We start from the raw sequence: 23,632 nt of genomic DNA, 5'->3' as shown, positions 1-23,632 counted from the left end.
CACCCCCGGTCCACTCATCTGCCTCAGCCGCTCGGTGTGATCACGTCCGTCTGGACGGCCAGCTTGAACTCGGCGAGGACCAGCGGCGTACGGATCAGCGCGTCACCCGCGCCGCGCACCGAGATCTTCAGGCCGAGCGGGGTTCCCGGGTGCACGAACATCTGCCAGGTGTACGACCGGTACTGACCGCCACCGGTGGGCGCGGAGTCCGTCGTGGCGGTCGAGTCGTAGCCGGTCGAAGCGGCGAGCGGGTCGCGCACGAAGCGCGCCCTGAACTCGCGCGGTCCGGAGTCCTGCTCCCAGAAGACCAGCGCGGACAGCGTGCCCCATCCGTCGTGACTCGGCCGGATCAGACCCGAGTGGGTGTCCGGGTACTTGGACCCCTTCGGCGGGTCGTGCATCTTCCAGGGGTCGTACGACTCCTCGCCCGCCGCGTAGGGGAAGCGGACGAGGTGGTAGCCGTCGCGGTCATAGGTGATCTTCTGCGGGCCCGAGCGTGCGGCCTCGTACTTCAGCGAGCAGATGGCGAGTCCCATCGCGTCTCCCCGTCCCCGTGATCCGTCGTGCCGTCATGTCCTCATGTCCTCATTCATCCCCAACTCCCCCGCGCGTGAAGACATCTGGACGGCCGGGTGCGGGTGCGGGTGCACGCTGTCACACGTCGCGGCGCCGCGCGACGACCAGCGCCAGGGCGAGCGCGACCAGCGGCCACAGCACGTACACGGTCCAACTCCCGCCGACCGTGGCCCCGTTGTACGCCTCGGCCGGCGTTCCGTAGATCTGGGCCAGGCGCTGCCACGCGTTGCGCACCATCGCGTTGGCGAAGGCGACGGACAGCGGCTTGCGGGACGAGAAGAACACCGGCAGCAGGAGCAGGACGAAGGTGCCCGCGACCATGGTGGTGGCGCTGTGCCGGATCAGGACGCCGAGGCCGAGGCCGACCAGCGCGCACACCGGGGCGAGCAGCGCCGACGCGGCCAGGGCCCGCAGCGCGTTGGGGTCGCCGAGGGAGATCGCGGCGTCCCGCCCGCTCAGGATGGCCTGGGCGACGGAGAACGAGCACAGGGCGACGACCGACCCGACCACGGTCCACAGGACGGCCTGCACGACGGCCTTGGCCAGGACCACGGCGCCGCGCGCGGGGACGGCCACCGTCGTGGTGCGGATGAGGCCGCTGCCGTACTCGCTGACCGCGGCGATGGCGCCGACCGACACGGCGGCGAGCATCAGCGTCAGATACGCCTCCGCGGGAAAGGAGTCGCCCAGCGAGAAGGAGTGCTCCCGCTGCGTGAGGGCGTCGTAGGACGGGAAGTTGTTGTAGTCGGCGAGGGCGCGGGCCGCGGCGACGCCGGTCACGACCAGCGTGACCAGGACGATCACCCAGGGTGTGGAGCGCAGAGACCGCACCTTGATCCACTCGGCGACGACGAGATCGAGGAAGCGGGCGGGCGGTTCGTCCACTGCGGCTGCGATCGTGGGGGTGGTGGTGCGGGGCGTCGTGCTCGTCATCGGGGCTGACCCGCCTTTCCCGCGTTTCCTGACAGGTACTCGACGCTGCCGGCGGTGAGTTCCATGAACGCCTCCTCCAACGAGGCCGTCCGGTTGGTCAGCTCGTGCAGCATGATCCGGTGCTCGAAGGCGAGCGCTCCGATGCGCTCGGCGGGCAGCCCGGTCACGGCGATCCTGGCCGCGTCCGGCGGGCCGTGCCTCGCGACGGACGCGCCGGCCGCCGTGAGGACGGCCGTCAGCTCGCCGGCCTGCGGCGTCGCGACCAGCACGCTGAAGCGGGTGCTGCGGGCCGCGAACTCCCGTACGGACTCGGCGGCGATGAGGCGGCCCTGTCCGATCACGACGAGCCGGTCCGCGGTGCTCTCCATCTCCGTCATGAGGTGACTGGAGAGGAAGACGGTGCGTCCCTCGGCGGCCAGGCGGCGGAAGAGGCCGCGTACCCAGAGCACGCCCTCCGGGTCCATGCCGTTGATCGGCTCGTCGAACATCAGGACAGGAGGGTCGCCGAGCAGCGCCGCCGCGATGCCGAGCCGCTGCTTCATGCCGAGGGAGAACCCGCCGATGCGGCGCCCGGCCGCCTCGGTCAGGCCCACCTCGGCGAGCACCTCGGCCACGCGGCTCACCGGGATGCGGTTGCTGCGGGCCAGGGCGCCCAGGTGCGCGGTGGCGCTGCGCCCGCCGTGGACCTGCTGCGCGTCGAGCAGCGCGCCGACGTGGCGCAGGCCGCGCGGGTGGGTGCGGAAGGGGACGCCGCCGACGGTGGAGGTGCCGGCGGTGGGCGCGTCCAGGCCGAGGACCATCCGCATGGTGGTCGTCTTGCCCGCGCCGTTGGGGCCGAGGAAACCGGTGACCTGTCCCGGCCGCACGGTGAAGGAGAGGTGGTCGACGGCGGTCTTGTCGCCGTACCGCTTGGTGAGTTCGCTGACTTCGATCACGAGGGCAACGGTGCCGGTGCGGGTGAGGGGCGCGCATCGGCCCGTCGACGGCCTTCCCCGGGGTCGGCATGCACCCGTGGGATGCAGCCCGTGGGCTCATGCCGGGAGCGGGCGGCGCACCTACGATCCCTGTGTGGACGCCACCTCGACACCCCCGCCGCCCCAGCGCGCCTACGGGACGCACCGTACGGTCCTCACCTGGATCGGCGCGGTCCTGTACCCGTTCATGGCGCTGCTCCCCGCGGTCAGCGCCGACCGGAGGGCGCCCGGCATCCTCCCGGCCTGCGGCTCGGCTCTCGCCGCGGTCCTGCTCGTCGGCATGATCCGGCGCAGGCCCATGGCGGCCCTCGTCATGATGCTGCTCGTCACGGCGCTCCTGCCGCCGCTGGCCAAGTACCACGGTCCTGTGTGGTTCGTGCCGTTCGTCGCGGTCGACGTCACGCTCGGGTACGTCGTCGCGACCCGCACCCTGCGGGCGTCGGTGGTCGCCGTCTGCCTCACGTTCCTCACGCAGTGCCTGCTGATCCTCGGTTTCGCGCACGACCCCGAGAATCTCGTCGTGATCGGGACGATCGCTCTCCTGGCCCTGGTGACCACCTGTGTGGTGGGCCTCCTCGGCAGCGAGCGCCGCCGGTACGCGAATGAGCTGCGGTCGCACGAGGTCGCCGAGGCGATCACGGCCGAACGGCTGCGGATCGCCCGTGAGTTGCACGACCAGGTCGCGCACAGCATCGGCATCATCGCGATCCAGGCCGGAGTCGGCAGCCGGGTCATCGAGACGCAGCCGCTGGAGGCGAGGGCCGCCCTGAGCGCCATCGAGGCCACGAGCAGGGAGACCCTGTCGGGGCTGCGGCGCACGCTCGTCGCGCTGCGCAGGTCGGGACCTTCGGCGGAGTCGGGGGCGGCGCCGTACGGACCCGCGCCGGGCCTCGGTGACCTGGAGCGCCTCGCGGCCACTACCGCGGACGCGGGCGTCGAGGTCGACCTGCGGTGGACCGGGAAGCGGCGTCAACTGCCGCCCGACATCGACCTGTCGGCGTACCGGATCGTGCAGGAGGCGCTGACGAACGTGGTGCGGCACTCGGGTGCCGGGCGGTGCCGGGTGAGCGTCGGGTTCGGGGAGGATGAGCTGTCCGTGGAGGTCGTCGACGAGGGGCGTGGGATGCAGGGCGCGGGGACGGGCGTGGGGTTCGGCATCACCGGGATGCGGGAGCGGGTGGCGCTGCTGCACGGGGAGTTCAGCGCGGGGCCGCGGCCGGAGGGCGGATTCCGGGTGGCGGCACGGCTGCCGCTTCCGGAGCCGGTGGCCACACCGGCGGACGGCACCGCCGCGGCCGGGGCGGACGCCCGATGACCGTGCGCGTGGTGCTCGCCGACGACCAGCCGCTCGTACGCTCCGGGCTGCGCGTCCTCATCGCCGACACCCCCGACCTGGAGGTCGTCGGGGAAGCGGCGAACGGCGAGGAGGCGGTCCGGCTGGCGAAGGAGGTCAGCCCCGACGTGATCGTGATGGACATCCGGATGCCGGGCATGAACGGGATCGAGGCCACGAACCTGGTCACGTCGGGCGCGGGGGCGACCCGTGTGCTCGTCCTGACCACCTTCGACGAGGACGACCACGTCTACGGCGCGCTGCGCGCCGGCGCGAGCGGTTTCGCGGTCAAGGACATGGCGCTCGACGACATCCTCGCCGCGATCCGGGTCGTCGCCGCCGGGGACGCGCTGATCGCGCCGGGCATCACGCGCCGCCTCATCGCGGACTTCGTGCGGCGCCCCGAGCCGTCGCCCGCCCGCGCGCCGCGCCCGGTCGAGGGCATCACCGAGCGGGAGCGCGAGGTCCTGACACTGGTGGGGCTCGGCCGGTCGAACAGCGAGATCGCGGACGAGCTCTACATCACCGTGGCCACGACCAAGTCGCACGTGGCGCGCCTGTTCACCAAACTGGGCGCCCGGGACCGGGTCCAACTCGTCATCATCGCCTACGAGTCGGGGCTGGTCTCGGCGCCCCGCTGAGCGGCGGCCCCTCAGGCGCCTTCCCGGTTCTCCCTCATCAGGCGGGAGCCGGTGAGGCGCTCGCCGAACACGTCGTCCGGGTTGGAGAGCACACAGTTCTCCAGGGACAGACAGCCGCAGCCGATGCAGTCGGTCAGATGGTCGCGCAGCCGCCCCAGCTGGGTGATGCGCTGGTCCAGTTCGGAGCGCCAGGCCTCGGAGAGGTGCGCCCAGTCCTCGCGGGTCGGGGTGCGCCCCTCGGGCAGCTCGGACAGCGCGTCACGGATCGTGGCGAGCGGGATGCCGACGCGCTGCGCGGCGCGGATGAACGCGACCCGGCGCAGGGTGTCGCGCTGGTAGCGGCGCTGGTTACCCGTCGTGCGACGGCTGCTGATCAGGCCCTTGGCCTCGTAGAAGTGCAGGGCCGAGACGGCGGCTCCGCTGCGCGCCGACAGCTGACCGACGGTGAGTTCGTGGATCTTCACTGGAATCTGGGGCACCGTGCCGAGCCTACTGGGCGGACCCTGACATCGTTGACAGAGGTCGCCCGCCCTAGCATGCTGAGCAAGCGCTTAGACATTGCCTTAGAGATCCGCACATGGTGCATACATGGGAGGCCAGGACATGGCAGAGCCGAGGGTTTTTGCGACGGTCGACGAGCTGCGCGCGGCGGTGGGCGAGCAGCTCGGGTACAGCGACTGGGTCGAGATCGAGCAGAAGCGGATCGACCAGTTCGCGGACGCCACGGGTGACCACCAGTGGATCCACGTCGACCCCGAGCGCGCCAAGGAGGGGCCGTTCGGCACTACGATCGCGCACGGCTATCTGACCCTGTCGCTGCTCCCCCTCTTCGGGCCGCAGCTGATCCGGGTCGACGGCATGAAGATGGGCGTGAACTACGGGACGAACAAGGTCCGCTTCCCCGCCCCCGTGCCGGTCGGCTCCCGGCTGCGCGCCACCGCGAAGATCACCGGCGTCGACGACGTGCCCGGCGGCGTCCAGGTCTCGGTCGCCTTCACCGTGGAGCGCGACGGCGGCGACAAGCCGGTGTGTGTCGCCGAGTCGGTGTCCCGCTACTACCTCTGAGCTCCGCCGGGGTCAGGAAACCCGGACCCCCACCATCCGCAGGACGAGGTCGGCGTACAGCGCGCCGACCTCGTCGGGCGTCCGGCGGCCCTCCGTGTTGAACCAGCGCGCCACGTCGATGCAGAGCGACAGCACGGCCAGCGTGGTGCCCGGGACGTCCGGGACGTCGAACTCCCCCGCCTTCACACCGTCGTTGATGATCTCGCGCACGGTCGCGTCGCTCTCGCGGCGCAGGGCCACGATCTCGGGCCGGTGCTCCTCGCCGAGCGAGTCCAGCTCGTACTGCACGACGCGCGCCGTCAGATGGCGTGCCGCATGCCAGCGGACGAAGGACCGTACGGCCTCGGAGAGCCGCTCGGAGGCGGTGCCCTCCTCGGCGGCCGCGTCCTTGAGGATCTCCAGGGCCTTCTCGTGGCCGATGCGGCTGATGCGGAGGAGCAGGTCCTCCTTGGTCCGGTAGTGGATGTAGAGCGCGGCCGGGCTCATGCCGGCCCGGCTCGCGATGTCCCTGGTGGTGGTCGCGTGGTAGCCGCGCTCCGCGAACGCCTCGACGGCGGCGATCAGCAGCCGCCTGGCCGCGTCCGGGGTGACCTCGGCCCAGGACATGTCGTCCGTGGCAGCCTCGTTCTGGCCGTGCCGCTCCGCGCTCATCGCTCGCTCACATCCTCCCGTGGACAGGACGAACACCATACCCCTAGAGGTGAGCGAGCGCTTAGTTCCGTATGTCAGGCGGCGGGCTTGAAGGGATCGTGCTCGGCGAGGATCTTGTCGATGCGGGCCTGGTCGATACGGCTGACGACCTGATCGACCTCCTGACGGTCCCGGATGACCTTGGCGAGCGTGAACGCGGAGGTCGTCAGATAGAGGACGGCGATGGCGAGGAAGCCGCGGACCCAGCCGCTGGCGTCGATGCGGTAGATCCCGACGGCGGTCGCCACGAGCGCGAGCGCGAAGGAGGCGACGGCCTGTCCGTAGAAGGCGTTGGTGGTCCTGTGCTTGACCGGTGTGTCACTCATGGGCGACAGCATGGAGCGGACGGGGGCGCACCCCCATCCGCTCGCGTACTCAGAAACGTACTCAGAAGCCGGACTCGGAAGCCGGACTCGGAAGTCTGACCCGACAGCCCGGTCTCAGAAGGCCGATACGCCGGTGAGCGCGCGGCCGATGATGAGCTTCTGGATCTGGCTGGTGCCCTCGTAGAGGGTCATGACGCGGGCGTCGCGCAGGAGTTTGCCGACCGGGTACTCGTCGATGTAGCCGTAGCCGCCGAAGACCTGGAGGGCGTTGTTCGCGCAGCGCACCGCGGCCTCGGAGGCGAAGAGCTTGGCCTTGGAGGCGGCGGTCGCGAAGTCCTCGCCGCGGTCGATGAGGTCGGCGACGCGCCAGGTCAGCAGGCGCGCGGCGTCCACGTCGACGGATATGTCGCTGATCAGCTCCTGCACCAGCTGGTACGAGGCGATGGACTTGCCGAACTGCTCGCGCTCCGCCGCGTATCCCACGGCGGCGTCCAGCGCGGCCTGCGCGATGCCGACGCAGCCCGCGGCCACCGACATACGTCCCTTGGCGAGCGCCGACATGGCGACGGAGAAGCCCTTGCCCTCCGGGCCGAGCATCGCGGAGGCGGGCACGCGGACGTCCTCGAGGACCAGCTCGGCGGTGGCCTGGCCGCGCAGGCCGAGCTTGCCGTGGATGGTGCGGCGGGTGAGGCCGGGGGTGTCCGTCGGGACGAGGAAGGCGGTGACGCCCTTGTGTCCGGGGGCGTCGGTGGAGCGGGCGAAGAGGAGGACGAGGTCGGCCCAGGTGCCGTTCGTGATGAACATCTTGGAGCCGTTGATCACGTAGTCGTCGCCGTCACGGACGGCCCGGGTGGTGAGGCTGCCGGCGTCGGAGCCGGTGCCGGGCTCGGTGAGCCCGAAGCAGCCGAGGGCCTCGCCGGCCGTGAGCCGCGGCAGCCACTCCCGCTTCTGCTCCTCGGTCCCGTAGGACTGGATCGTCTTGGTGACCAGGCCCAGCGAGACGGAGACGATGCCGCGCACGGACGAGTCGCCGCGCCCCAGCTCCTCCGTGACCAGGCAGTACGCCAGGTGGTCGCCGCCCGAGCCGCCGTACTGTTCGTCGATGGTCAGGCCCAGGAAGCCGACGTCGCCGAGCTTCTTGACGATGCCGCGGTCGACCTCTTCGGCGCGGTCCCAGCCGACGACGTTCGGGGTGATCTCGCGTGCCACGAAGTCCTTGGCGAGCTGACGGACAGCCGTCTGCTCCTCGCTGAGCTCCAGATTCATGGACCACACCTCAGGCATGAGTGAATGAGCACTAAATTAGCACTGCTAGTTTTTGGTTTACAGCCCTACTATGTGCCGCATGGCCCGACCGCGCAAGCCCCTCCTGAGCAGAGACCGCATCGTCACGGCGGCGCTCTCTCTCGTCGACGCCGAGGGCCTCGCGGCCGTCTCCACGCGGCGGCTCGCCGCCGAGCTGGGCGTGAGCGGCCCCTCGCTGTACAACCACTTCCGCACCAAGGACCAGATCCTTGAGGCGGTCGCCGACTCGGTGAGCGCGCAGGTCGACCTGTCGATGTTCGACGCAGCGGACGGGCGCGACTGGCGCACGGCCCTGCACGACTGGGTGGTGTCCTACCGGGCGGCTCTGCTCGCGCACCCCAACATCGTCCCCGTGCTCGCCCAGGGGCCTGGGCGCAGGCCCGCGGGGCTCCGGCTCGCCGATGCCGTGTTCGGCTCGATGGTGGACGCGGGCTGGCCCCCGGCGCAGGCCACGTCGATCGGCGCGCTCATGCGGTACTTCGTGACGGGCTCCGCGCTCGGTTCCTTTGCCGGGGGCTTCGTCGACGACGAGACGGCGTACGACCCCGCCGACTACCCCCACCTCGGCCAGGCGCATCTGCTCGCCGACCGCCAGGAGCTGATCGACGAGCGGGCCTTCGAGACGGGCCTGCGGGCGCTCCTCGACGGGCTCACGCTGCAGTACGAGCAGGTCGCGGCGCTGCACTGACGTTTCGGCGGTCACCGAACCGTGCCGGGCGCATGCTTGACCCATGAAGTCCAGGGAACCCGGCGCACCGCGCCTCGCCGCGCTCGCCGCACTGATGGCCGACGAGACCCGCGCGGCCTGTCTGCTCGCCCTCCTCGACGGGCGGGCGTGGACCGCCGGTGAGCTGGCGCGGCACGCGGGGGTCGCGGCGTCGACGGCGAGCGAGCATCTGGGCAAGCTCGTCTCGGGCGGCCTCCTCTCCGAGGAGCGGCAGGGGCGCCACCGCTATGTGCGGCTCGCGGACGCGCGCGTGGCCGGGCTCGTGGAGGAACTCGCGGCGTACGCGGCGCCTGACGGCGGGGAGCGGCCGCAGACCCTGCGGGCGGTGAGCGCGCGGGACGCGATGGCGCGCGGGCGCACCTGTTACGACCATCTCGCGGGCCGCCTCGGCATCGCGCTCACGGACGCGCTGGTCCGGCGCGGGGACCTGCGCACGGATACGGGGTTCGCGCTGACCCCGCAGGGGGTGGACCTGTTCGGCGCGTTGGGGATCGGTCTCGACCGGTCGGGGCGCCGGCCCCTGGCGCGGGCGTGCCTGGACTGGACCGAGCGCCGGCCGCATCTCGCGGGGACGGCGGGCGCGGCCCTGTGCAGCCACGCGTTCGACGCGGGCTGGGTCGTGCGGATCGGGTCGGAGCGGGCCGTGAAGGTCACGCCGGCCGGGGAGCGGGCGTTCGGCGACGCGCTGGGGATCGAGGCGGGGGCGCTGCGCTAGCGGCGCCCGGGGATGGGGGCAGCGGCGCTGCGCCGGCCGGGAGGGAGCTTCCTGCCGTGATAGACCCCTTCTTCCGGACTTCAGGGGATGTCGGTAAAGTGCCTCCGTTCTGCTGGGTGAAACAGGGACGTAACACGGGGGCACGGGATGCGGCAGGCCAAGTACGGCCCAACTCCTGGCAAATCACCCCTTGATTGGGGAGCGGGTTGTAGACAGTTCGGCGTTCAGCTCCTGCGCGGGCAGGCTCAGGTCGTCTTTCTGTCCAGCGTCCCGGCCGGTGCGCTCCTCGCCGTGGCACTGTTCGCCGCGGGCTGGGAGTACGGGCTCTACGCGATCGCGGGAACGGCGCTCGGCACGGCCACCTCGCGACTGCTCGGCGCGGACCGCGAGCGCGTCTCGACGGGCCTCGAAGGATTCAACGCCTGTCTGACGGCGCTGTGTTTCGCGGTGTTCCTGGGCGCCGACCATCTGTCGACCGCGCTGCTCGCCGCGGCCGGCTGCGTCGTCGTCACCGTCGCCACCGCGGCCGTCGTCAATCTGCTCGGTGTGTGGAACCTGCCGTCGCTGACGCTCCCCTACTGCCTCCTCGCGAGCGCGATGACCACCGCGGCACCGGGGTTCGAGCGGATCTGGCACCACGGCGACGGCCTCGCGGCCCTCACGAACGCGGCGACCGGTCCGACGTCGCTCGGCTTCTCCGATCTGTGGCACGGGTTCTTCACGGGCTTCGCAGAGATCTTCTTCATGCCGCAGTGGTACGTCGGCGCGCTCATCCTCGCCGCGCTGCTCGTCGCGAGCCGCGGGGCCGCCGCCGTGGCGGGCGTGGGCAGCCTCGTCGGGATCCTCTCCGCGTGGGCGCTCGGCGCTCCCGCCGCGCAGATCGCGGACGGGACCATGGGCTACAACGCGATCCTTGTGGCGCTGGCCCTGTGCGGGGTGTTCCTGGAGGCGGGTCCGCGCACTCTGGCGTACGCGGCGGTGGGCGCGTTCACCGCGACGGCCGCGACGTCGGCCATGGCGGCGGTGTTCGCGCCGTCGGGCGGGCACACGTTCACCTGGCCGTTCGTCCTGACGACATTCGCCTTCCTGGCGGCGGCCCGGTCCTTCCCCGGGCTGCGCACCTCGGCTCCGGCACCCGCGGTGCCGGAGCCGATGGCGGCGGGGACGCTCAGCGCGCAGCCGCCCGCCCCGCAAGCACCTTGATGGAGATCAGGGCGATCACGCCGAGGCCGATGATGTAGCCGGAGACGGCCATCGACGTGCCGGTCGCCTCCAGGAGCAGCACCATCACGAACGGCGCGAGTCCGCCGCCGAACACGGCCGCGATCTGGTAGCCGAGCGAGGCTCCCGTGTAGCGCATCTCGGCGGTGAACAGCTCGGCGAACAGCGCGGCCTGAGGCCCGTACATGATGCTCAGGAAGCAGCTGGTGACGAAGGTGCCCACGGCCAGCCAGAGCAGTGAGCCGGTGTCGATGAGCAGGAACATCGGCACGGCCCACACGACGAGGCCCGCGGCGCCGAGCGCGTAGATCCGCAGCCGTCCGATGCGGTCGGAGAGGGCCGCCGACGCGGGGATCAGGGCGAGCTGGGTGAGGCTGATGCAGAGCGAGACGGTGAGGACGGCCTCGCGCTCCATGCCGAGTTCACGGGTCGTGTAGTCGAGGACTCCCGTGATGATGATGTAGAACGTCGCGGTGTTCACGGCGAAGGAGCCGCCCGCGAGGAAGACCGTGCCGAGGTGCTCGCGCAGGATCCTGCGCAGCGGGGAGCGGGAGCGGTCCGCCTCCGCCTTCGCCAGTTCCGCTTCCGCGGCCTTGAACTCGGGGGTCTCCTCGACCTTCGCGTGGATGTACCAGGCGAGGGCCAGGACGAGCAGGCCCACCAGGAACGGGAGCCGCCAGCCCCACGCGGTGAAGGCGCTGTCGCTGGTGAGGGCGCCGGCGACGAGGAACACGGTGTTGGCGGTCACCACGCCGATGGGGACGCCGAGTTGGACGAGGCTGCCGTAGAGGCCGCGCTTGCCCTCGGGGGCGTACTCGGTGGCCATCAGCATCGCGCCGCCCCACTGGGCGCCGACGGCGAGGCCCTGCACGACCCGCAGGGCGACGAGGAGGATCGGCGCGGCCACGCCGATCGTGTCGTACGTGGGGAGCAGGCCAATGCCCGTGGTGGCGAGGCCCATCAGGGTCAGGGCGAGGACCAGCATGGGCTTGCGGCCGCGCTTGTCGCCGAGCTGGCCGGCGATGACCCCGCCGAGCGGGCGGGCCAGGAAGCCGACGGCGAAGGTCGCGAAGGCGGCGAGCACGCCCGCCGACGAGCTGCCGGAGGGGAAGTAGAGGTCGCCGAGCACGAGGGCGGCCGCGATGCCGAAGACGAAGTAGTCGTACCACTCGACGGCCGAGGCGAGCGCGGCTGCGGTGGCGACCTTCCTTCGGGCGCGGGTCTCGGCTTCGGGGGAAGCGGTGGCTGCGGGGCGAGCGGATGGTGCCGTGTCCATGCGTGCACACTCCGGTGACTGCGGGGAGGGGACGGTCCGCGGCGCCGCGGTGCCGGGAACATACTGACCAGACGGTACGCGGGTCAACGGGTTGCGCAGCAGCAGTTTTTGCCTGTGCATGGGAAAGCGCGGGCCGGGTGCGGGCAGCCCTGTGGCCCCGGCCGCGCGGGGGCGGCCGGGGTCGTGGGGCACGGGTCCACCCGGGTCTAGAAGACGACCAGCGCCCGTCCGCCCTTGCCCGCGACCATGTTGTCGAAGGCGGCGGGGATCCCGTCGAGGGCGATGTGTTCGGTGACGAGCGCGCTCAGGTCGAGGCGGCCCGCGCGGATGTGCTCGGCCAGGACCGGGAGGTCCTTCGCCGGGTCGGAGTTGCCGTAGACGCAGCCCGAGAGCGTGCGGCCGAAGTGGAAGAGCTCCAGGGCGTTGAAGGTGACCTGCTGATCCTTGCCGCCGATACCGACGACCGTGGTGCGGCCGCCGCGCCGCGTGGACTCCCACGCGGTACGGATGGTCACGGCGCGGCCCACGCACTCGACCGCGACGTCCACACCCTGCTTGCCGGTGAGGCCGCGGATCTCGCGTGCGGTGGTCTCGGAGGCCACGACGTAGTCGGTGGCGCCGGCCTTGCGGGCCAGCTCCTCCTTCTCCGGGGAGACGTCCACCGCGATGATCTTCGAGGCGCCGGCGATACGGGCCGCCTGCAGCGTGGCGAGGCCGACCCCGCCGACGCCGAACACGGCGACCGTCTCGCCCTCGCGGACCCGCGCCGAGTGGTGCACAGCGCCGTATCCGGTCAGGACGGCGCAGCCGAGGAGGGCCGCGTCGGTGAGGGGGACGCCTTCGGGGGCGCGCAGGACGCAGTTCGCGGCGACCACCGTCTCCTCGGCGAACGCGGCGACGTTCAGGCCGGGGTGGAGGTCGCCGCCGTCGTCGGAGCGGTGGGCGTACACCGAGCCCGCGCCGGTGAGGGCGTCGGCGCACAGCCACACCTCGCCGAGCGAGCAGGCGTGGCACTTTCCGCACGCGGGCGCCCAGTTGAGGACGACCCCGTCGCCGGGTGCGACATGGGTGACGCCCTCGCCGACGGAGACGACGGTGCCGGCGCCCTCGTGGCCGAGCACGGCGGGGACGGGCACGCGCATCGTGCCGTTGGTCAGGGACAGGTCGGAGTGGCAGACCCCGGCGGCGGTGAGCCTGACCCGGACCTGGCCGGGGCCGGGCTCGGGCAGGTCGATCTCCGTGATCTCCAGGGGAGAGCCGACGGCGGGCAGTACAGCGGCACGGACCATGAGGCGCGGAGCTCCTAGAACTGGAGGGACTTGGTCTGGAGGTACTCGGACAGGCCGTGCGCGCCCAGCTCGCGGCCGACGCCGGACTGCTTGTAACCGCCGAACGGGGCGAGGGGGTTGAAGCGGCCGCCGTTGATGTCGACCTGGCCGGTGTCCATGCGGCGCGCGAACGCGACCGCCTCGGCGTCGTCGGCCGCCCAGACGGCGCCCGCGAGGCCGTACACGGTGCCGTTGGCGATGCGCAGGGCCTCGTCCTCGTCCTCGTAACGGATGATCGAGACGACCGGGCCGAAGATCTCCTCCTGGGCGATGGTCATCTCGGGGGTGACGTCGGCGAAGACGGTCGGGCTGACGAAGTAGCCCCGCTCGCGCGGGGCTTCGGGGCCGCCGGCGACGAGGCGGGCGCCCTCGGCGACACCCTTCTCGATGTAGCCCCGCACGCGCGCGTGCTGCTTGGCGTTGACGAGCGGGCCGATGCGGTCGCCGTACTTGGCGGCGGCCTCGGCCGCGAGCGTGACGGCCTCGTCGTACTGGGACGTGTGGACGAGCATGCGGGTCCAGGCGCTGCACGTCTGGCCGGAGTTGCCCATGACGTTGGCGATGCCGACGCCGACGGCCTTGGCGAGGTCGGCGCTCGGCAGGATGACGTTGGCGGACTTGCCGCCGAGTTCGAGGGCGACGCGCTTGACGGCCGCGCCCGCGGTGGCGCCGATCTGTTTGCCGACGGCGGTGGAGCCGGTGAAGGAGACCAGGTCGACGCCCGGGTGCGCGGCGAGCGCCTGGCCGGCGACGGTGCCGAGGCCGGTGACGAGGTTGAACACGCCCGCGGGGATGCCCGCTTCGTAGACGGCCTCGGCGAAGAGCTGGGCGGTCAGCGGGGTGTCCTCGGCGGGCTTGAGCACGACGGTGCAACCCGCCGCGAGCGCGGGGGCGACCTTCGCGACGATCTGGTGGAGCGGGTAGTTCCAGGGCGTGATCGCGCCGACGACGCCGACCGGCTCGGCGTAGACGGTGGAGTTGCCGACCTTCTCCTCGAAGGCGTACGAGGCGGCGAGTTCGGCGTACGAGCCGGCGACCAGGATCGGCACGCCGGCGTGCACCATCTGCGAGAACTGCAGGGGCGCGCCGAGTTCGGCGGTGACGGTCTCGGCGATCTCGTCCTTGCGGGCGACGAGGACGTCGCGCAGGGCGGCGATCCTCGAGGCACGCTCGGCGGGCGGCGTCGCGGCCCAGGCGGGGAACGCCTCGTGGGCGGCGAACACGGCGGCGTCGACGTCCTCGGCGATGCCCGCCGGGACATGGGCGATGACCTGCTCGTCGGCCGGGTCGACCACCGCGATCGTGTCCGTGCCCGCGGCGGCCCGCCACTCGCCGCCGATGTACATCCCGTCGTGGGCCTTCATGGCTCTCCTCCCGAGTACTGCCTGAACTCGCCTGGTACTGCCTGCTGGTCCTGCGACCCAAACTAGCGGTGATAGTTTTCGGGCGCCAGAGACGCCCGTCACCCTGCCAGTAATTCCTCAGTAACGGCGCCTTCCTAGCGTGCGAACTCCCCGTACCGTTCCCGGAGGAGCACCCCGATGCACCTGCCCCGACCGCCCCGGCGCAGATCCTTCCCCAAGTTCTCGACTTCGCTCGAACAGGGGAGACCCCATTCATGGGCAGTGGCCGCGTTCACCGCGACCGCTCTGGCCGCCGGCGTCATGCCGGCCGTCGCAGCCGACACCCCGTCCGCCGCGGCCACCGCGAAGATCGACTCGTCGCTGCGCAGCGCCGTCGCCAAGGGCGGCGACGCGAAGTTCTTCGTCGTCCTGAAGGACCAGGCGGACCTGTCCGGCGCCAAGAAGCAGAAGACACACGCCGCCAAGGCCAAGGCCGCATACAAGGAGCTGCGCGCGCACGCCGCGGACAGCCAGAAGTCGCTCACCTCCTTCCTGGACAAGGAGAAGGTCGGGCACAAGGACTACTGGATCGCCAACACGATCCAGGTCACCGGTGACGAGGCCCTCGTCAACGAGCTCGCCAAGCGCTCGGACGTCGCGTCGGTCGTCAAGGAGCAGAAGTTCAAGCTCGACGACTCCGAGACCTCCGACAAGAAGGTCACCAAGTCGCGCACCACGTCGGCGGGGACCGACTCGTCCGCCAGCGGCGACGACACCCCCGAGTGGGGCATCGCCGACATCAAGGCCGACCAGGTGTGGAAGCAGTACGAGGACCGCGGCGAGGGCATCGTCATCGCCAGCGTCGACTCCGGTGTGCAGTACGACCACCCGGACCTGGTGAAGCAGTACCGCGGCAACAACGGCGACGGCACCTTCACACACGACTACAACTTCTACGACCCGTCCGGGAACTGCCCCTCCGACGGCACCCCGTGTGACAACAACGGCCACGGCACCCACACGATGGGCACGATGGTCGGCAAGAACGGCATCGGCGTCGCACCGAACGCGAAGTGGATCGCCGCCAAGGGCTGCGGGACCGAGTACTGCTACGACGACGACCTGCTCGCCGCCGGTCAGTGGATCCTCGCGCCGACCGACCACAACGGTCAGAACCCGCGCCCGGACCTGGCCCCGAACATCGTCAACAACTCCTGGGGCAACCCGGACAGCAACACCCCCTTCTACCAGGACATCCTTGATGCCTGGAACTCCGCGGGCATCTTCGAGGCCTTCGCGGCCGGCAACGACGGTGACGGCAAGACCTGTTCGACGACCCACCCGCCCGGCGCGCAGGTCTCGTCCTACGGTGTCGGCGCCTACGACTCAGCCGGCAAGATCGCTTCCTTCTCCGGTTTCGGCCCCTCCCCGATCGACGGCTCGGCGAAGCCGAACATCTCGGCGCCGGGCGTCAACGTCCCCTCCACGTGGCCGGGTTCGTCGTACAAGACCATCAGTGGTACGTCGATGGCGACGCCGCACGTCGCGGGTGCGGTCGCGCTGCTGTGGTCGGCGGCTCCGTCGCTGATCGGCAACATCGACGAGACGCGCAAGCTCCTCAACGAGGGCGCGATCGACGTCGACGACACGCACTGCGGCGGCACCGCCGGCATGAACAACGTCTGGGGTGAGGGCAAGCTCGACATCCTCGCCTCCGTCGACAAGGCCCCGCACACCGCGGCCACCGTCACCGGCAAGGCCACCGACAAGGCGACCGGCGCGGCTCTGCCGAACATCACCGTGAAGGCCACCGAAGCCGCCGGCTCGGTCCGTACGGTCACCACCGGCGCGGACGGCGCGTACCGTCTGCCGCTGCCCGCCGGCACGTACTCCTTCGCCTTCAGCGGCTACGGCTACGCGAACGGCTCGGCGACCGGTGTCACGCTCGCCGCCCAGCAGGCCTTCACCCAGGACATCGCGCTGACCGCGGTTCCCTCGCACCAGGTCTCCGGCACCGTCCTCGACGTCACCGGCAAGGCCCTCGCCGGTGCGAGAGTCGAGCTGAACGGCTCGCCGCTGGACGCCGTGACCTCGAACGCCCAGGGCAAGTACTCCTTCGCCAAGGTCTCCGAGGGCTCCTACAGCCTGGCGGTGAAGCCCGCGGCCCCGGTCCTGTGCAACGGCGTCTACAACGGCAGCGCCACCGTCGGCGCCGCCGACCTGACCAAGAACGTCCAGGTCCCGAACCGCACGGACAACTCGGGCAACAGCTGCGCCCCGGCCACGTACTCCTGGATCGCGGGCTCCAACAAGGTCGCCCTGTCCGGTGACGAGGACTCGGCCACCGTCGCGCTGCCCTTCTCGGTGAAGCACTACGGCGTCGCGTACTCCTCCGCCTCGGTCACCACGGACGGCCTGGTCAACTTCCTGTCCTCGCGCGTCGGTGACTACAACAACAGCGCCCTGCCGACGACCGGCGTGAACAGTGTGAAGGGCTTGGTCGCCCCGCTGTGGGACGACCTGACGGTCGACAAGAAGTCGTCCGTGCAGACGGCCACCACCGGCACCAAGGGCAGCCGCAAGTTCGCGATCGTGTGGAACAACGCCGCCTACGCTAACGGCACTTCGGGCCGCGCCACCTTCGAGGTCGTCTTCGACGAGGCCACCGGCGCCGTGACCCTCCAGTACAAGTCCGTCGCGGACAAGGGCGCCGGCGCCACCGTCGGCATCTTGAACCAGTCCGGCACCGACGCCCTGCAGTACTCCTACAACCAGTCCGTGATCGCCGACGGCACCGCCGTCCGCTTCACGCAGGGAGCCAAGTGATGAGAGCCCACCACTCGCGGCGGGCCTTGCGGCTCGCCTCCGGCCTGGTCGCGGCGGGCCTGTGCCTGACCGCCGCCCCGCAGGCCCTGGCCGACGACGGCGGCAGCGGCTCCGCGATGAAGCTGACCAGCGCCGAGGCGAAGAAGCTGGCCGCCAACGTGACCCTCGACCCGTACGTCAAGGCCGAGGACACCACCGGCACGAAGAAGGACGACGGCTCCGCCGCGACGGACTCCGGCACCGGCAGCGGCTCGAAGCTGGACGGCGCGTCCACGGACGTCGATCCGACCACCAAAGTCACGATGACCGCGAAGTCCACGCTGGAAGGCGTGCGCGGCATGGGCGCCACCGTGCCGATCGGTAAGAACGGCGACTACTTCTCCGTCAACAGCATGGGATACGTGCAGCGCCACGCCGCCGACGGCAGCGAGACGTGGGCCCGCACCAGCAGCTCGTTCTTCACGGACTGGCAGGTCAAGCCGCTCCAGGTGTGGCGGGTCGAGCCGTACCCGGCGCAGATCCTGATGGGTTACAACGCGGTCTCGCCGTTCTCGGCCCACTCGGACTCCGGCTACTCGACCGGCGACCTGACCGGCGACGGCGTCCCGGACCTGGTGTTCTCGGCGCTGGTCGGCACGAACCCGTACCCGCGCGCCTTCACCTCGCCCGGCTCGGACCTGTCCACCGGCACGTTCGTGACGGTCCTCGACGGGAAGACCGGCAGCACGGTCTGGTCGAAGCTGTACAACTACGCCTCCATGGTCAAGATCGTCGACGGCACGCTGCTGATCGCCGACGCGCCCCGGATGAGCGGCGACGCGAAGGTCCCGGCCGCCGCGACGGCCACCATCACCGGCATCCACTTCTCGTCCGCGGACGGCAAGCTGACCCCGGCGAAGACCTGGACGTACGACACCAAGGAAGCCCGGTACGCGAACTGGGGCGACATCCACGGCCTCGGCAAGGGCAAGGTCGCCGTCTCCTGGAACCTCGGCAAGGACGACGGGGTCGACGCGCGCGGCCGCACCCTCGTGCTCGACACCGCCGACGGCTCCGTCACCTGGCAGACCGACAGCATGCTGTACAGCCGTCAGCTGCGCCTGGACGCCGGCCGCAAGCGGCTCGTCGCGATCGAGCAGGCGGACGCCACGGACGCGGTGCGCTACGAGGTCGCCGCGTACGACCTGAAGACCGGTCACCGCGCCACGCTGGACGGCCGGGAGAACGTGGTGCCCACCGCCCTGACCGTCGGTGACCTCGGTGCGAGGGCGGGCGACGAGTACGCGGTGGCCGAGTCCTCGCTCGACGAGAACTTCTGGGTCAGCGCCAGCACCGTCCGGGTCATCGACGGCGCCGACCCGGGCACGCTGCTGTGGTCGAACACCATCAAGCGGGACGCCGGCAACGGCAAGAACGCGGCCAGTATCTGGGGTCTGACGGTGGCCGACGGAAAGCTGGTCACCTCCGCCCAGGACGATCGCGAGATCGACGACGCGGGCAACCGCGGCGGCTCGCGCTACGCGTCGCTGACCGTGTTCTCCGGCAAGGGCACCGTCGCGTGGCAGCAGAAGGGCGTCGCTGCCGCGCCCATGTACCAGGACCTCTACACCGACGGCCAGGGCACGCACGTGCGCGTGGTCGACCAGGCGGAGAACATCCGCACGTTCAAGCTGGGCAACGGCAAGGCGGAACACGTCACGCCGCTGCAGGGCGACATCGCCTACGCCAAGAGCGCGGACCTGAACAAGGACGGCAAGTCCGACCTGGTCATGGGCGGTTCGTCGAACGGCGTGTGGGCCTACTCGGGTCCGTCGCTCGTCGACGGGGGCAAGCCCGAGAAGCTGTGGCAGGCCACCGTCCCGGGCGCGGTCCACGACATCGAGCTCGGTGACGTCAACGGCGACGGCAGGACCGAGATCGTGGTCGCGGCCGACACGGCGACGGTCGTCCTCAACGGGAAGACCGGCAAGACGCTCGCCACCATCGCCGCCGGCGAGGGCCAGTACGTCCGCTCGGCCAAGCTGGCCGACCTCAACGGAGACGGCGAACAGGACATCCTCGTCCCGACCGACAAGCTGCGTGCCTACTACGGTGACGGCCACACCCTGTGGACGTACAGCGCGCCCAAGGACGCGGGCGACGTCCGCTTCACCGACCCGTCGGTGGGCGACGGCCAGGTGTACGCGTCGTACGCCTCCCTCAACGCGTTCCAGCTGACCTCGCCCGTGACGAACGCGGTCGCACTCAACGCCAAGAACGGCAAGGCCCGTTGGTCTGCCGCTCCCAAGGCCCCGGACACCGCGGTCGGCGGCGTCCGCTCGGCCATCCCCAACGAGGGCACCTTCGCCTCCAAGGAGATCCCGTACGCCGACGGGCACGCGGTCATCTACCTGTGGGCCGTCAGCGCGCCGATCCAGTGGGACTCCAGCTCCGACGCACCCAGCCCGCAGAACTACTTCGAGATCCGCGACGGCCGCACCGGCGAGGTGCTGCACTCCGGGCTCGCGGGCGGCATGTGGACGCACAACAGCTACTTCGCCAAGGACGGGGTGCTGTACGAGGGCGGCACGGCGTCGTTCCGCCGGTACCGGGCGGGCGGTGACGACACGACGCAGTTCGTCCTGCCGCAGTCGTACGGCGGCGGCTTCGTGACCGGCCCCGGCGGGCGTGAGCTGCTGGGCGCCGGCGTCGAGGGCGGTCTCTACCTCTGGGACCCGAGCATTCTCGACTCCGAGGACTCCTGGGCTCCGAACGTCGGCACCATCGGTTCCCTCATCGGCGCCCGCAACTTCTTCGCGGGCGACCTCGACGGGGACGGTGTCGACGAAGTGCTGTCACTCAACAGCGACGACTCGGGACGGGACCGCGCTGTCGAGGAGTTCGGCGGCGGCTACTACCTCACCGACAACGGCATTCACCAGGTCACCACGTACAGGCTCTCCTGAGCCCGTCGCGCTGGCCTGAACCGGCCGCGGGCCGGACGGACCCCCCTGGGCCTCGCCCAGGGGGTCTCGGCATGCTCGGTTACAGTGACGCCCTCATGAGCGCGCGACAGACAGACGGGACGAATGTCGCCGCCCCGGTGCTGCGTCTGCACCTTTTCGGCGGTTTCCGGGTGACTCGTGACGGCGGTCCCGCCCTCGCCGAACGGTGGCCCCGGCCCAGCGCCCGCGCTCTGGTGAAGCTGCTCGCCGTCACCCCGGGGCACAGCCTCCACCGCGAACAGGCCATGGACATCTGCTGGCCCGACGCCGACGCCCAGGCGGCCACAGGCAGTCTGCGGGTGGCCCTGCACGCCGCGCGCCGCGCCCTGGAACCCGAACTCACGCCACGCGCCGCGTCGTCGTACCTCATATCCGACGGGGCGATGCTGCGGCTCGCCCCGGCGACGGTGTGGATCGACGCGGACCACGCGGAGGAGGCGGCGCTCGCCGCCCTCGGCTCCGGGGACGTCGACCGGTTCGAGACGGCGCTGCGGGAGTTCGACGGTGAACTCCTGCCGGAGGACCGGTACGCGACCTGGGCCCAGCCGCGCCGCGACCGGCTCGCCGGGCTGCGCGAGGAACTGCTCCTCGGACTCGCCGCCGCCCATCTCGAGCGCGGCGCGGCGCAGGAAGCGGCGGTCGTCGCCGAGCAGGTCCTCGGGGCGAGCCCCGCCGAGGAGACGGCCCACCAGATTCTCATCGACGCGTACATACGGCAGGGGCTGCGGCGGCGCGCGGTACGGCAGTACCACGTGTGCCGGGAGGCGCTCGACGCGGAGCTGGGCGTGCGCCCCGGACCCGAGACGGAGGCGCTGCACCGGGCGGCGCTCGCGGCGGAGCCCGCGCCGCTGCCGTCGGCGCCGTCGCTGCCCGCACCGCTGCGAGCTCCCGCGGCTTCGCCCCTGCGTGGCCGTGACAACGTTCTCCGGCGACTGCTCGCGGCCGACGGACCGCCAGTCACGGTCCTCACCGGCGAGGCGGGCGTCGGCAAGACGCGGCTGGTCGGCGAGGTCGCGCGGCGGGCCGCCGAGGCCGGGTCGGCCGTGCTGTGGGGCGGCGGGCACGACGCGGAGGGGCACACGCCGTACGGGGCGTTCGCCGAGGCGCTCGACGGCTGGCTCGCCGGACGGGACGCGGGGGAACGGGCGCGGGTAGGCGCCGAGCACCCCGAACTCGCCGCGTTCTTGCCGTCGCTCGGGCAGTCGGCGGGCGAGCGCGGCGGGCGCAGCCCGGAGGAGGAGCGGGACCGCCTGTTCCGCGCGACGGCCGCACTCCTCGGTGAACTGGCCGCCGCCCACCCGGTACTGCTGGTCCTGGACGATCTGCACGCCGCCGACACGGGCTCCTTCCAGCTGCTCAGCCATCTGGCGCGGCGGGCCGCGGCCACGGGGGTGCGGCTGCGGTTCCTGGTGACATGCCGTGAGGAAGAACTGCCGGACGGCGATCCGCGCCGCGCGGGCCTGGCGTCCCTGACCCGCCACCGGCTCGCCGTGCGCGAGGAGCTGGGGCGGCTCGACCGGGAGGCGTGCCTGGCGGTGGCGCGTGACGTGGGCGCCGCCGGGCACCGGGTGTGGGAGCTGTCCCTCGGCAACCCGCTGTTCGCGGTGGAGCTGGCCCGCGGGCCCGCCGAGGGCGAAGCACCGGACGGCGTACGGGAGTTGGTGGCGGAGCGGCTCGGCCGCCTCGACCAGGACGCGCGGCGGATCGTCGAGGCGCTGTCCGCCGCCGGGAGCGAGGCCGCCCTGTCCGAGCTGCTCGACGTCGCCGCGCACGGCCTGCGCCCGGCGGTCGACGGCGCAGCCACGACCGACGCCCTGGAACGGGCCATCGGCGCCGCACTCGTGGAGGAGCGCCAGGTCGTGGTCGCCGGACGCCCAGAGGCGGGCCTCGCCTTCCGGCATCCGCTGGTCCGCCTCACCTGCTACGAACAGCTCACGGCCGTACGGCGCAGGCAGCTCCACGCCGCGTTCGCGAAGGCCGTGCTGCGTCGACGCCCCGACGCGGTCGACGCGCTCGCCTCCCACTTCGCCCGCGCCGACGACCCCCGTGCGGCCGAGTACCTGCGCCGGGCCGCCGAACGCGCCGCCGCCCTCTACGCCAACGACACCGCCGACCGCTACTACCGCGACCTGGTGGCTCGCCTCGACGTGGACGCGGCCCGCGCCCGGCTCGCGCACAGTCAAGTGCTGCGCAGAATGGGGCACTTCAAGCAGGCCGCAGAGGTACTCAGGCTCGCGCTCGGCGAGTTCGAGCGGCGCGGCGAGCACGACGACGCGGTGCTCGCGGCGGCGCGGCTTGCCGAGACGCTCGTGAAAACCGGCGCTCACCCGTCCGCCGCCGACGTGCTGCGCGGCCACCCACCCACCGACCGCACGGCGCCCGAGCCGACGGCCACGCACCACATCGCCTGGGCCGTCACCCACTTCGTGAGCGGCCACTACGACCGCGGATACGCCGCCGCCCGGGCCGCGCTCGGCTCCGCGCGACAGGTCGGGGGCGTCGCCGGACACGGCCTGGTGGCGCGCGCGTTCGCCCAGCAGGCCGCCAACCTCGGCCTCGCGGGCCGGTTCGGCGAAGCCAGGGAGGCCGCCGACCGGGCCCTCGCGCCGGCCGAGGCGTACGGCGACCCGACACTGCTCGGCGGGGTCCTGTCCACGCTGCGGGAGAACGCGCGGCGCGGCGGCCGGCTGCGCGAGGCCGTCGCCTTCGGGCAGCGCGCCCTCGACCTCGCCGAACAGTCCGGGGATCCGACGGCCGCCGTGTTCGAGCGGGCGAACCTGGCCGAACTCCGACTGCTCCTGGAGGAGTTCGACGCGGCGCGCACCCTCGCCGAGGCGGCCGTGGCAGGTGCCGCGTCGGACGGCGCCTGGTGCCTGCCGTACGCGCTCGCCGCGCTGGCCCGGGTCCTGATGCGCACGGACGCCTGCGGGCAGGCGCTGCCGCTGCTCGACCGCGCGGACCGGGAAGCCGTCGCACGGGGCGACCACCAGGCCCGCTACGAGGTCCGCACGGCCCGCGCCGAGCTGGCCCTGCGCGAGACCCGCCCCGAACTGGTGCGCCCGCTCCTCGCCGGCGACGAGGCGCCCACCCTGGTGGCGTGGGCCGAACTCCTCTCGGGCGAGCGGGAGTCGGCGCGCCGGACGGCTACCGCGGAGGCGCTCCGCGCGGAGCGTGCCGGGGAACGGCTGGCGGAGGTGGAAGCGCGGGTCTTGCTGGCCGTGTGCCTGACGGGGGAGGCGGCGCGGCTCGCTCTCGCGGAGGCGGAGGAGCTGGCGGCAGCCCTCCCCTACCCGGCGGGGCTGCGACAGGCCGGGGAGGCCCGGCGGCTTCTGGCGGCGGAGTAAGGCGGGGCAGCGGGTGCGGGCCGGT

Annotated in this window: 19 protein-coding genes; 9 read left to right on the top strand and 10 right to left on the bottom strand. The window is 71.9% G+C overall.

What is annotated here, in order from left to right; all coding sequences use genetic code 11:
• Positions 1-23: 23 nt before the first annotated feature.
• The 3 genes from OG574_RS35465 to OG574_RS35455 form a co-directional block, all read right to left on the bottom strand.
• Positions 24-536 (bottom strand): hypothetical protein, encoded by a 513-nt coding sequence (locus OG574_RS35465; RefSeq protein ID WP_326776532.1) that lies wholly within the window; start codon positions 534-536, stop codon positions 24-26.
• Between the two features lie 118 nt (positions 537-654).
• Positions 655-1,509 carry an ABC transporter permease gene (locus OG574_RS35460; RefSeq protein ID WP_326776531.1) on the bottom strand — a complete coding sequence of 285 codons (855 nt, stop codon included), beginning with the start codon at positions 1,507-1,509 and terminating at the stop codon, positions 655-657.
• A complete protein-coding gene (locus tag OG574_RS35455; RefSeq protein ID WP_326776530.1) occupies positions 1,506-2,444 on the bottom strand; it encodes an ABC transporter ATP-binding protein in 939 nt (312 codons plus the stop codon). Before OG574_RS35455 ends, OG574_RS35460 begins: the two co-directional genes overlap by 4 nt.
• 133 nt (positions 2,445-2,577) lie before the next feature.
• Between OG574_RS35455 and OG574_RS35450 the strand changes: the two genes are divergently transcribed.
• On the top strand, positions 2,578-3,798 hold the full coding sequence (locus OG574_RS35450; protein ID WP_326776529.1) for a sensor histidine kinase: 1,221 nt from the start codon (positions 2,578-2,580) through the stop codon (positions 3,796-3,798).
• A complete protein-coding gene (locus tag OG574_RS35445; protein ID WP_326776528.1) occupies positions 3,795-4,457 on the top strand; it encodes a response regulator transcription factor in 663 nt (220 codons plus the stop codon). Before OG574_RS35450 ends, OG574_RS35445 begins: the two co-directional genes overlap by 4 nt.
• A gap of 11 nt (positions 4,458-4,468) precedes the next feature.
• Here the strand turns inward: OG574_RS35445 and soxR are convergent, their stop codons facing one another.
• A complete protein-coding gene (soxR, locus tag OG574_RS35440; RefSeq protein WP_116502966.1) occupies positions 4,469-4,936 on the bottom strand; it encodes a redox-sensitive transcriptional activator SoxR in 468 nt (155 codons plus the stop codon).
• Positions 4,937-5,060: 124 nt separating this feature from the next.
• Here soxR and OG574_RS35435 point away from each other — a divergent pair, with 124 nt between their 5' ends.
• Entirely contained in the window at positions 5,061-5,522 is a 462-nt protein-coding gene (locus tag OG574_RS35435; RefSeq protein WP_100598168.1) for a MaoC family dehydratase, read from the top strand.
• A gap of 12 nt (positions 5,523-5,534) precedes the next feature.
• On the opposite strand, the gene OG574_RS35430 is transcribed toward OG574_RS35435, so the two are convergent.
• The 3 genes from OG574_RS35430 to OG574_RS35420 form a co-directional block, all read right to left on the bottom strand.
• A complete protein-coding gene (locus tag OG574_RS35430; protein WP_326776527.1) occupies positions 5,535-6,173 on the bottom strand; it encodes a TetR/AcrR family transcriptional regulator in 639 nt (212 codons plus the stop codon).
• Positions 6,174-6,247: 74 nt separating this feature from the next.
• Entirely contained in the window at positions 6,248-6,538 is a 291-nt protein-coding gene (locus tag OG574_RS35425; protein WP_100598166.1) for a YiaA/YiaB family inner membrane protein, read from the bottom strand.
• A gap of 114 nt (positions 6,539-6,652) precedes the next feature.
• Positions 6,653-7,804 carry an acyl-CoA dehydrogenase family protein gene (locus tag OG574_RS35420; RefSeq protein ID WP_326776526.1) on the bottom strand — a complete coding sequence of 384 codons (1,152 nt, stop codon included), beginning with the start codon at positions 7,802-7,804 and terminating at the stop codon, positions 6,653-6,655.
• Positions 7,805-7,883: 79 nt separating this feature from the next.
• Between OG574_RS35420 and OG574_RS35415 the strand changes: the two genes are divergently transcribed.
• The 3 genes from OG574_RS35415 (at position 7,884) to OG574_RS35405 (ending at position 10,488) form a co-directional block, all read left to right on the top strand.
• On the top strand, positions 7,884-8,531 hold the full coding sequence (locus tag OG574_RS35415; protein ID WP_100598165.1) for a TetR/AcrR family transcriptional regulator: 648 nt from the start codon (positions 7,884-7,886) through the stop codon (positions 8,529-8,531).
• A gap of 43 nt (positions 8,532-8,574) precedes the next feature.
• On the top strand, positions 8,575-9,285 hold the full coding sequence (locus tag OG574_RS35410) for an ArsR/SmtB family transcription factor (RefSeq protein WP_326776525.1): 711 nt from the start codon (positions 8,575-8,577) through the stop codon (positions 9,283-9,285).
• Positions 9,286-9,432: 147 nt separating this feature from the next.
• Positions 9,433-10,488 carry an urea transporter gene (locus tag OG574_RS35405; RefSeq protein ID WP_326776524.1) on the top strand — a complete coding sequence of 352 codons (1,056 nt, stop codon included), beginning with the start codon at positions 9,433-9,435 and terminating at the stop codon, positions 10,486-10,488.
• Here the strand turns inward: OG574_RS35405 and OG574_RS35400 are convergent.
• The 3 genes from OG574_RS35400 to OG574_RS35390 form a co-directional block, all read right to left on the bottom strand.
• Positions 10,454-11,782, bottom strand: coding sequence for an MFS transporter (locus OG574_RS35400; RefSeq protein WP_116502961.1), 1,329 nt, complete (start codon positions 11,780-11,782; stop codon positions 10,454-10,456). The two genes, OG574_RS35405 and OG574_RS35400, sit on opposite strands and share 35 nt — an antisense overlap.
• Before the next feature lie 206 nt (positions 11,783-11,988).
• Entirely contained in the window at positions 11,989-13,071 is a 1,083-nt protein-coding gene (locus OG574_RS35395; RefSeq protein ID WP_326776523.1) for a Zn-dependent alcohol dehydrogenase, read from the bottom strand.
• 14 nt (positions 13,072-13,085) lie between these two features.
• Complete coding sequence (locus tag OG574_RS35390; RefSeq protein WP_326776522.1) at positions 13,086-14,474, bottom strand: aldehyde dehydrogenase family protein; 1,389 nt, start codon at positions 14,472-14,474, stop codon at positions 13,086-13,088.
• Between the two features lie 177 nt (positions 14,475-14,651).
• On the opposite strand from OG574_RS35390, the gene OG574_RS35385 reads away from it, so the two are divergent.
• The 3 genes from OG574_RS35385 (at position 14,652) to OG574_RS35375 (ending at position 23,607) form a co-directional block, all read left to right on the top strand.
• Entirely contained in the window at positions 14,652-17,279 is a 2,628-nt protein-coding gene (locus OG574_RS35385) for a S8 family serine peptidase (protein ID WP_326776521.1), read from the top strand.
• Positions 17,279-20,224 (top strand): VCBS repeat-containing protein, encoded by a 2,946-nt coding sequence (locus tag OG574_RS35380; RefSeq protein WP_326776520.1) that lies wholly within the window; start codon positions 17,279-17,281, stop codon positions 20,222-20,224. Before OG574_RS35385 ends, OG574_RS35380 begins: the two co-directional genes overlap by 1 nt.
• A 95-nt stretch (positions 20,225-20,319) precedes the next feature.
• Positions 20,320-23,607 carry an ATP-binding protein gene (locus OG574_RS35375; protein ID WP_326776519.1) on the top strand — a complete coding sequence of 1,096 codons (3,288 nt, stop codon included), beginning with the start codon at positions 20,320-20,322 and terminating at the stop codon, positions 23,605-23,607.
• Positions 23,608-23,632 lie beyond the last annotated feature (25 nt).

The sequence above is a fragment of the Streptomyces sp. NBC_01445 genome (assembly GCF_035918235.1).
In the GTDB taxonomy this organism is placed as follows: domain Bacteria; phylum Actinomycetota; class Actinomycetes; order Streptomycetales; family Streptomycetaceae; genus Streptomyces.
Note: the sequence above shows the minus strand (reverse complement) of the source record. Positions and strands in the feature narration are given on the sequence as shown.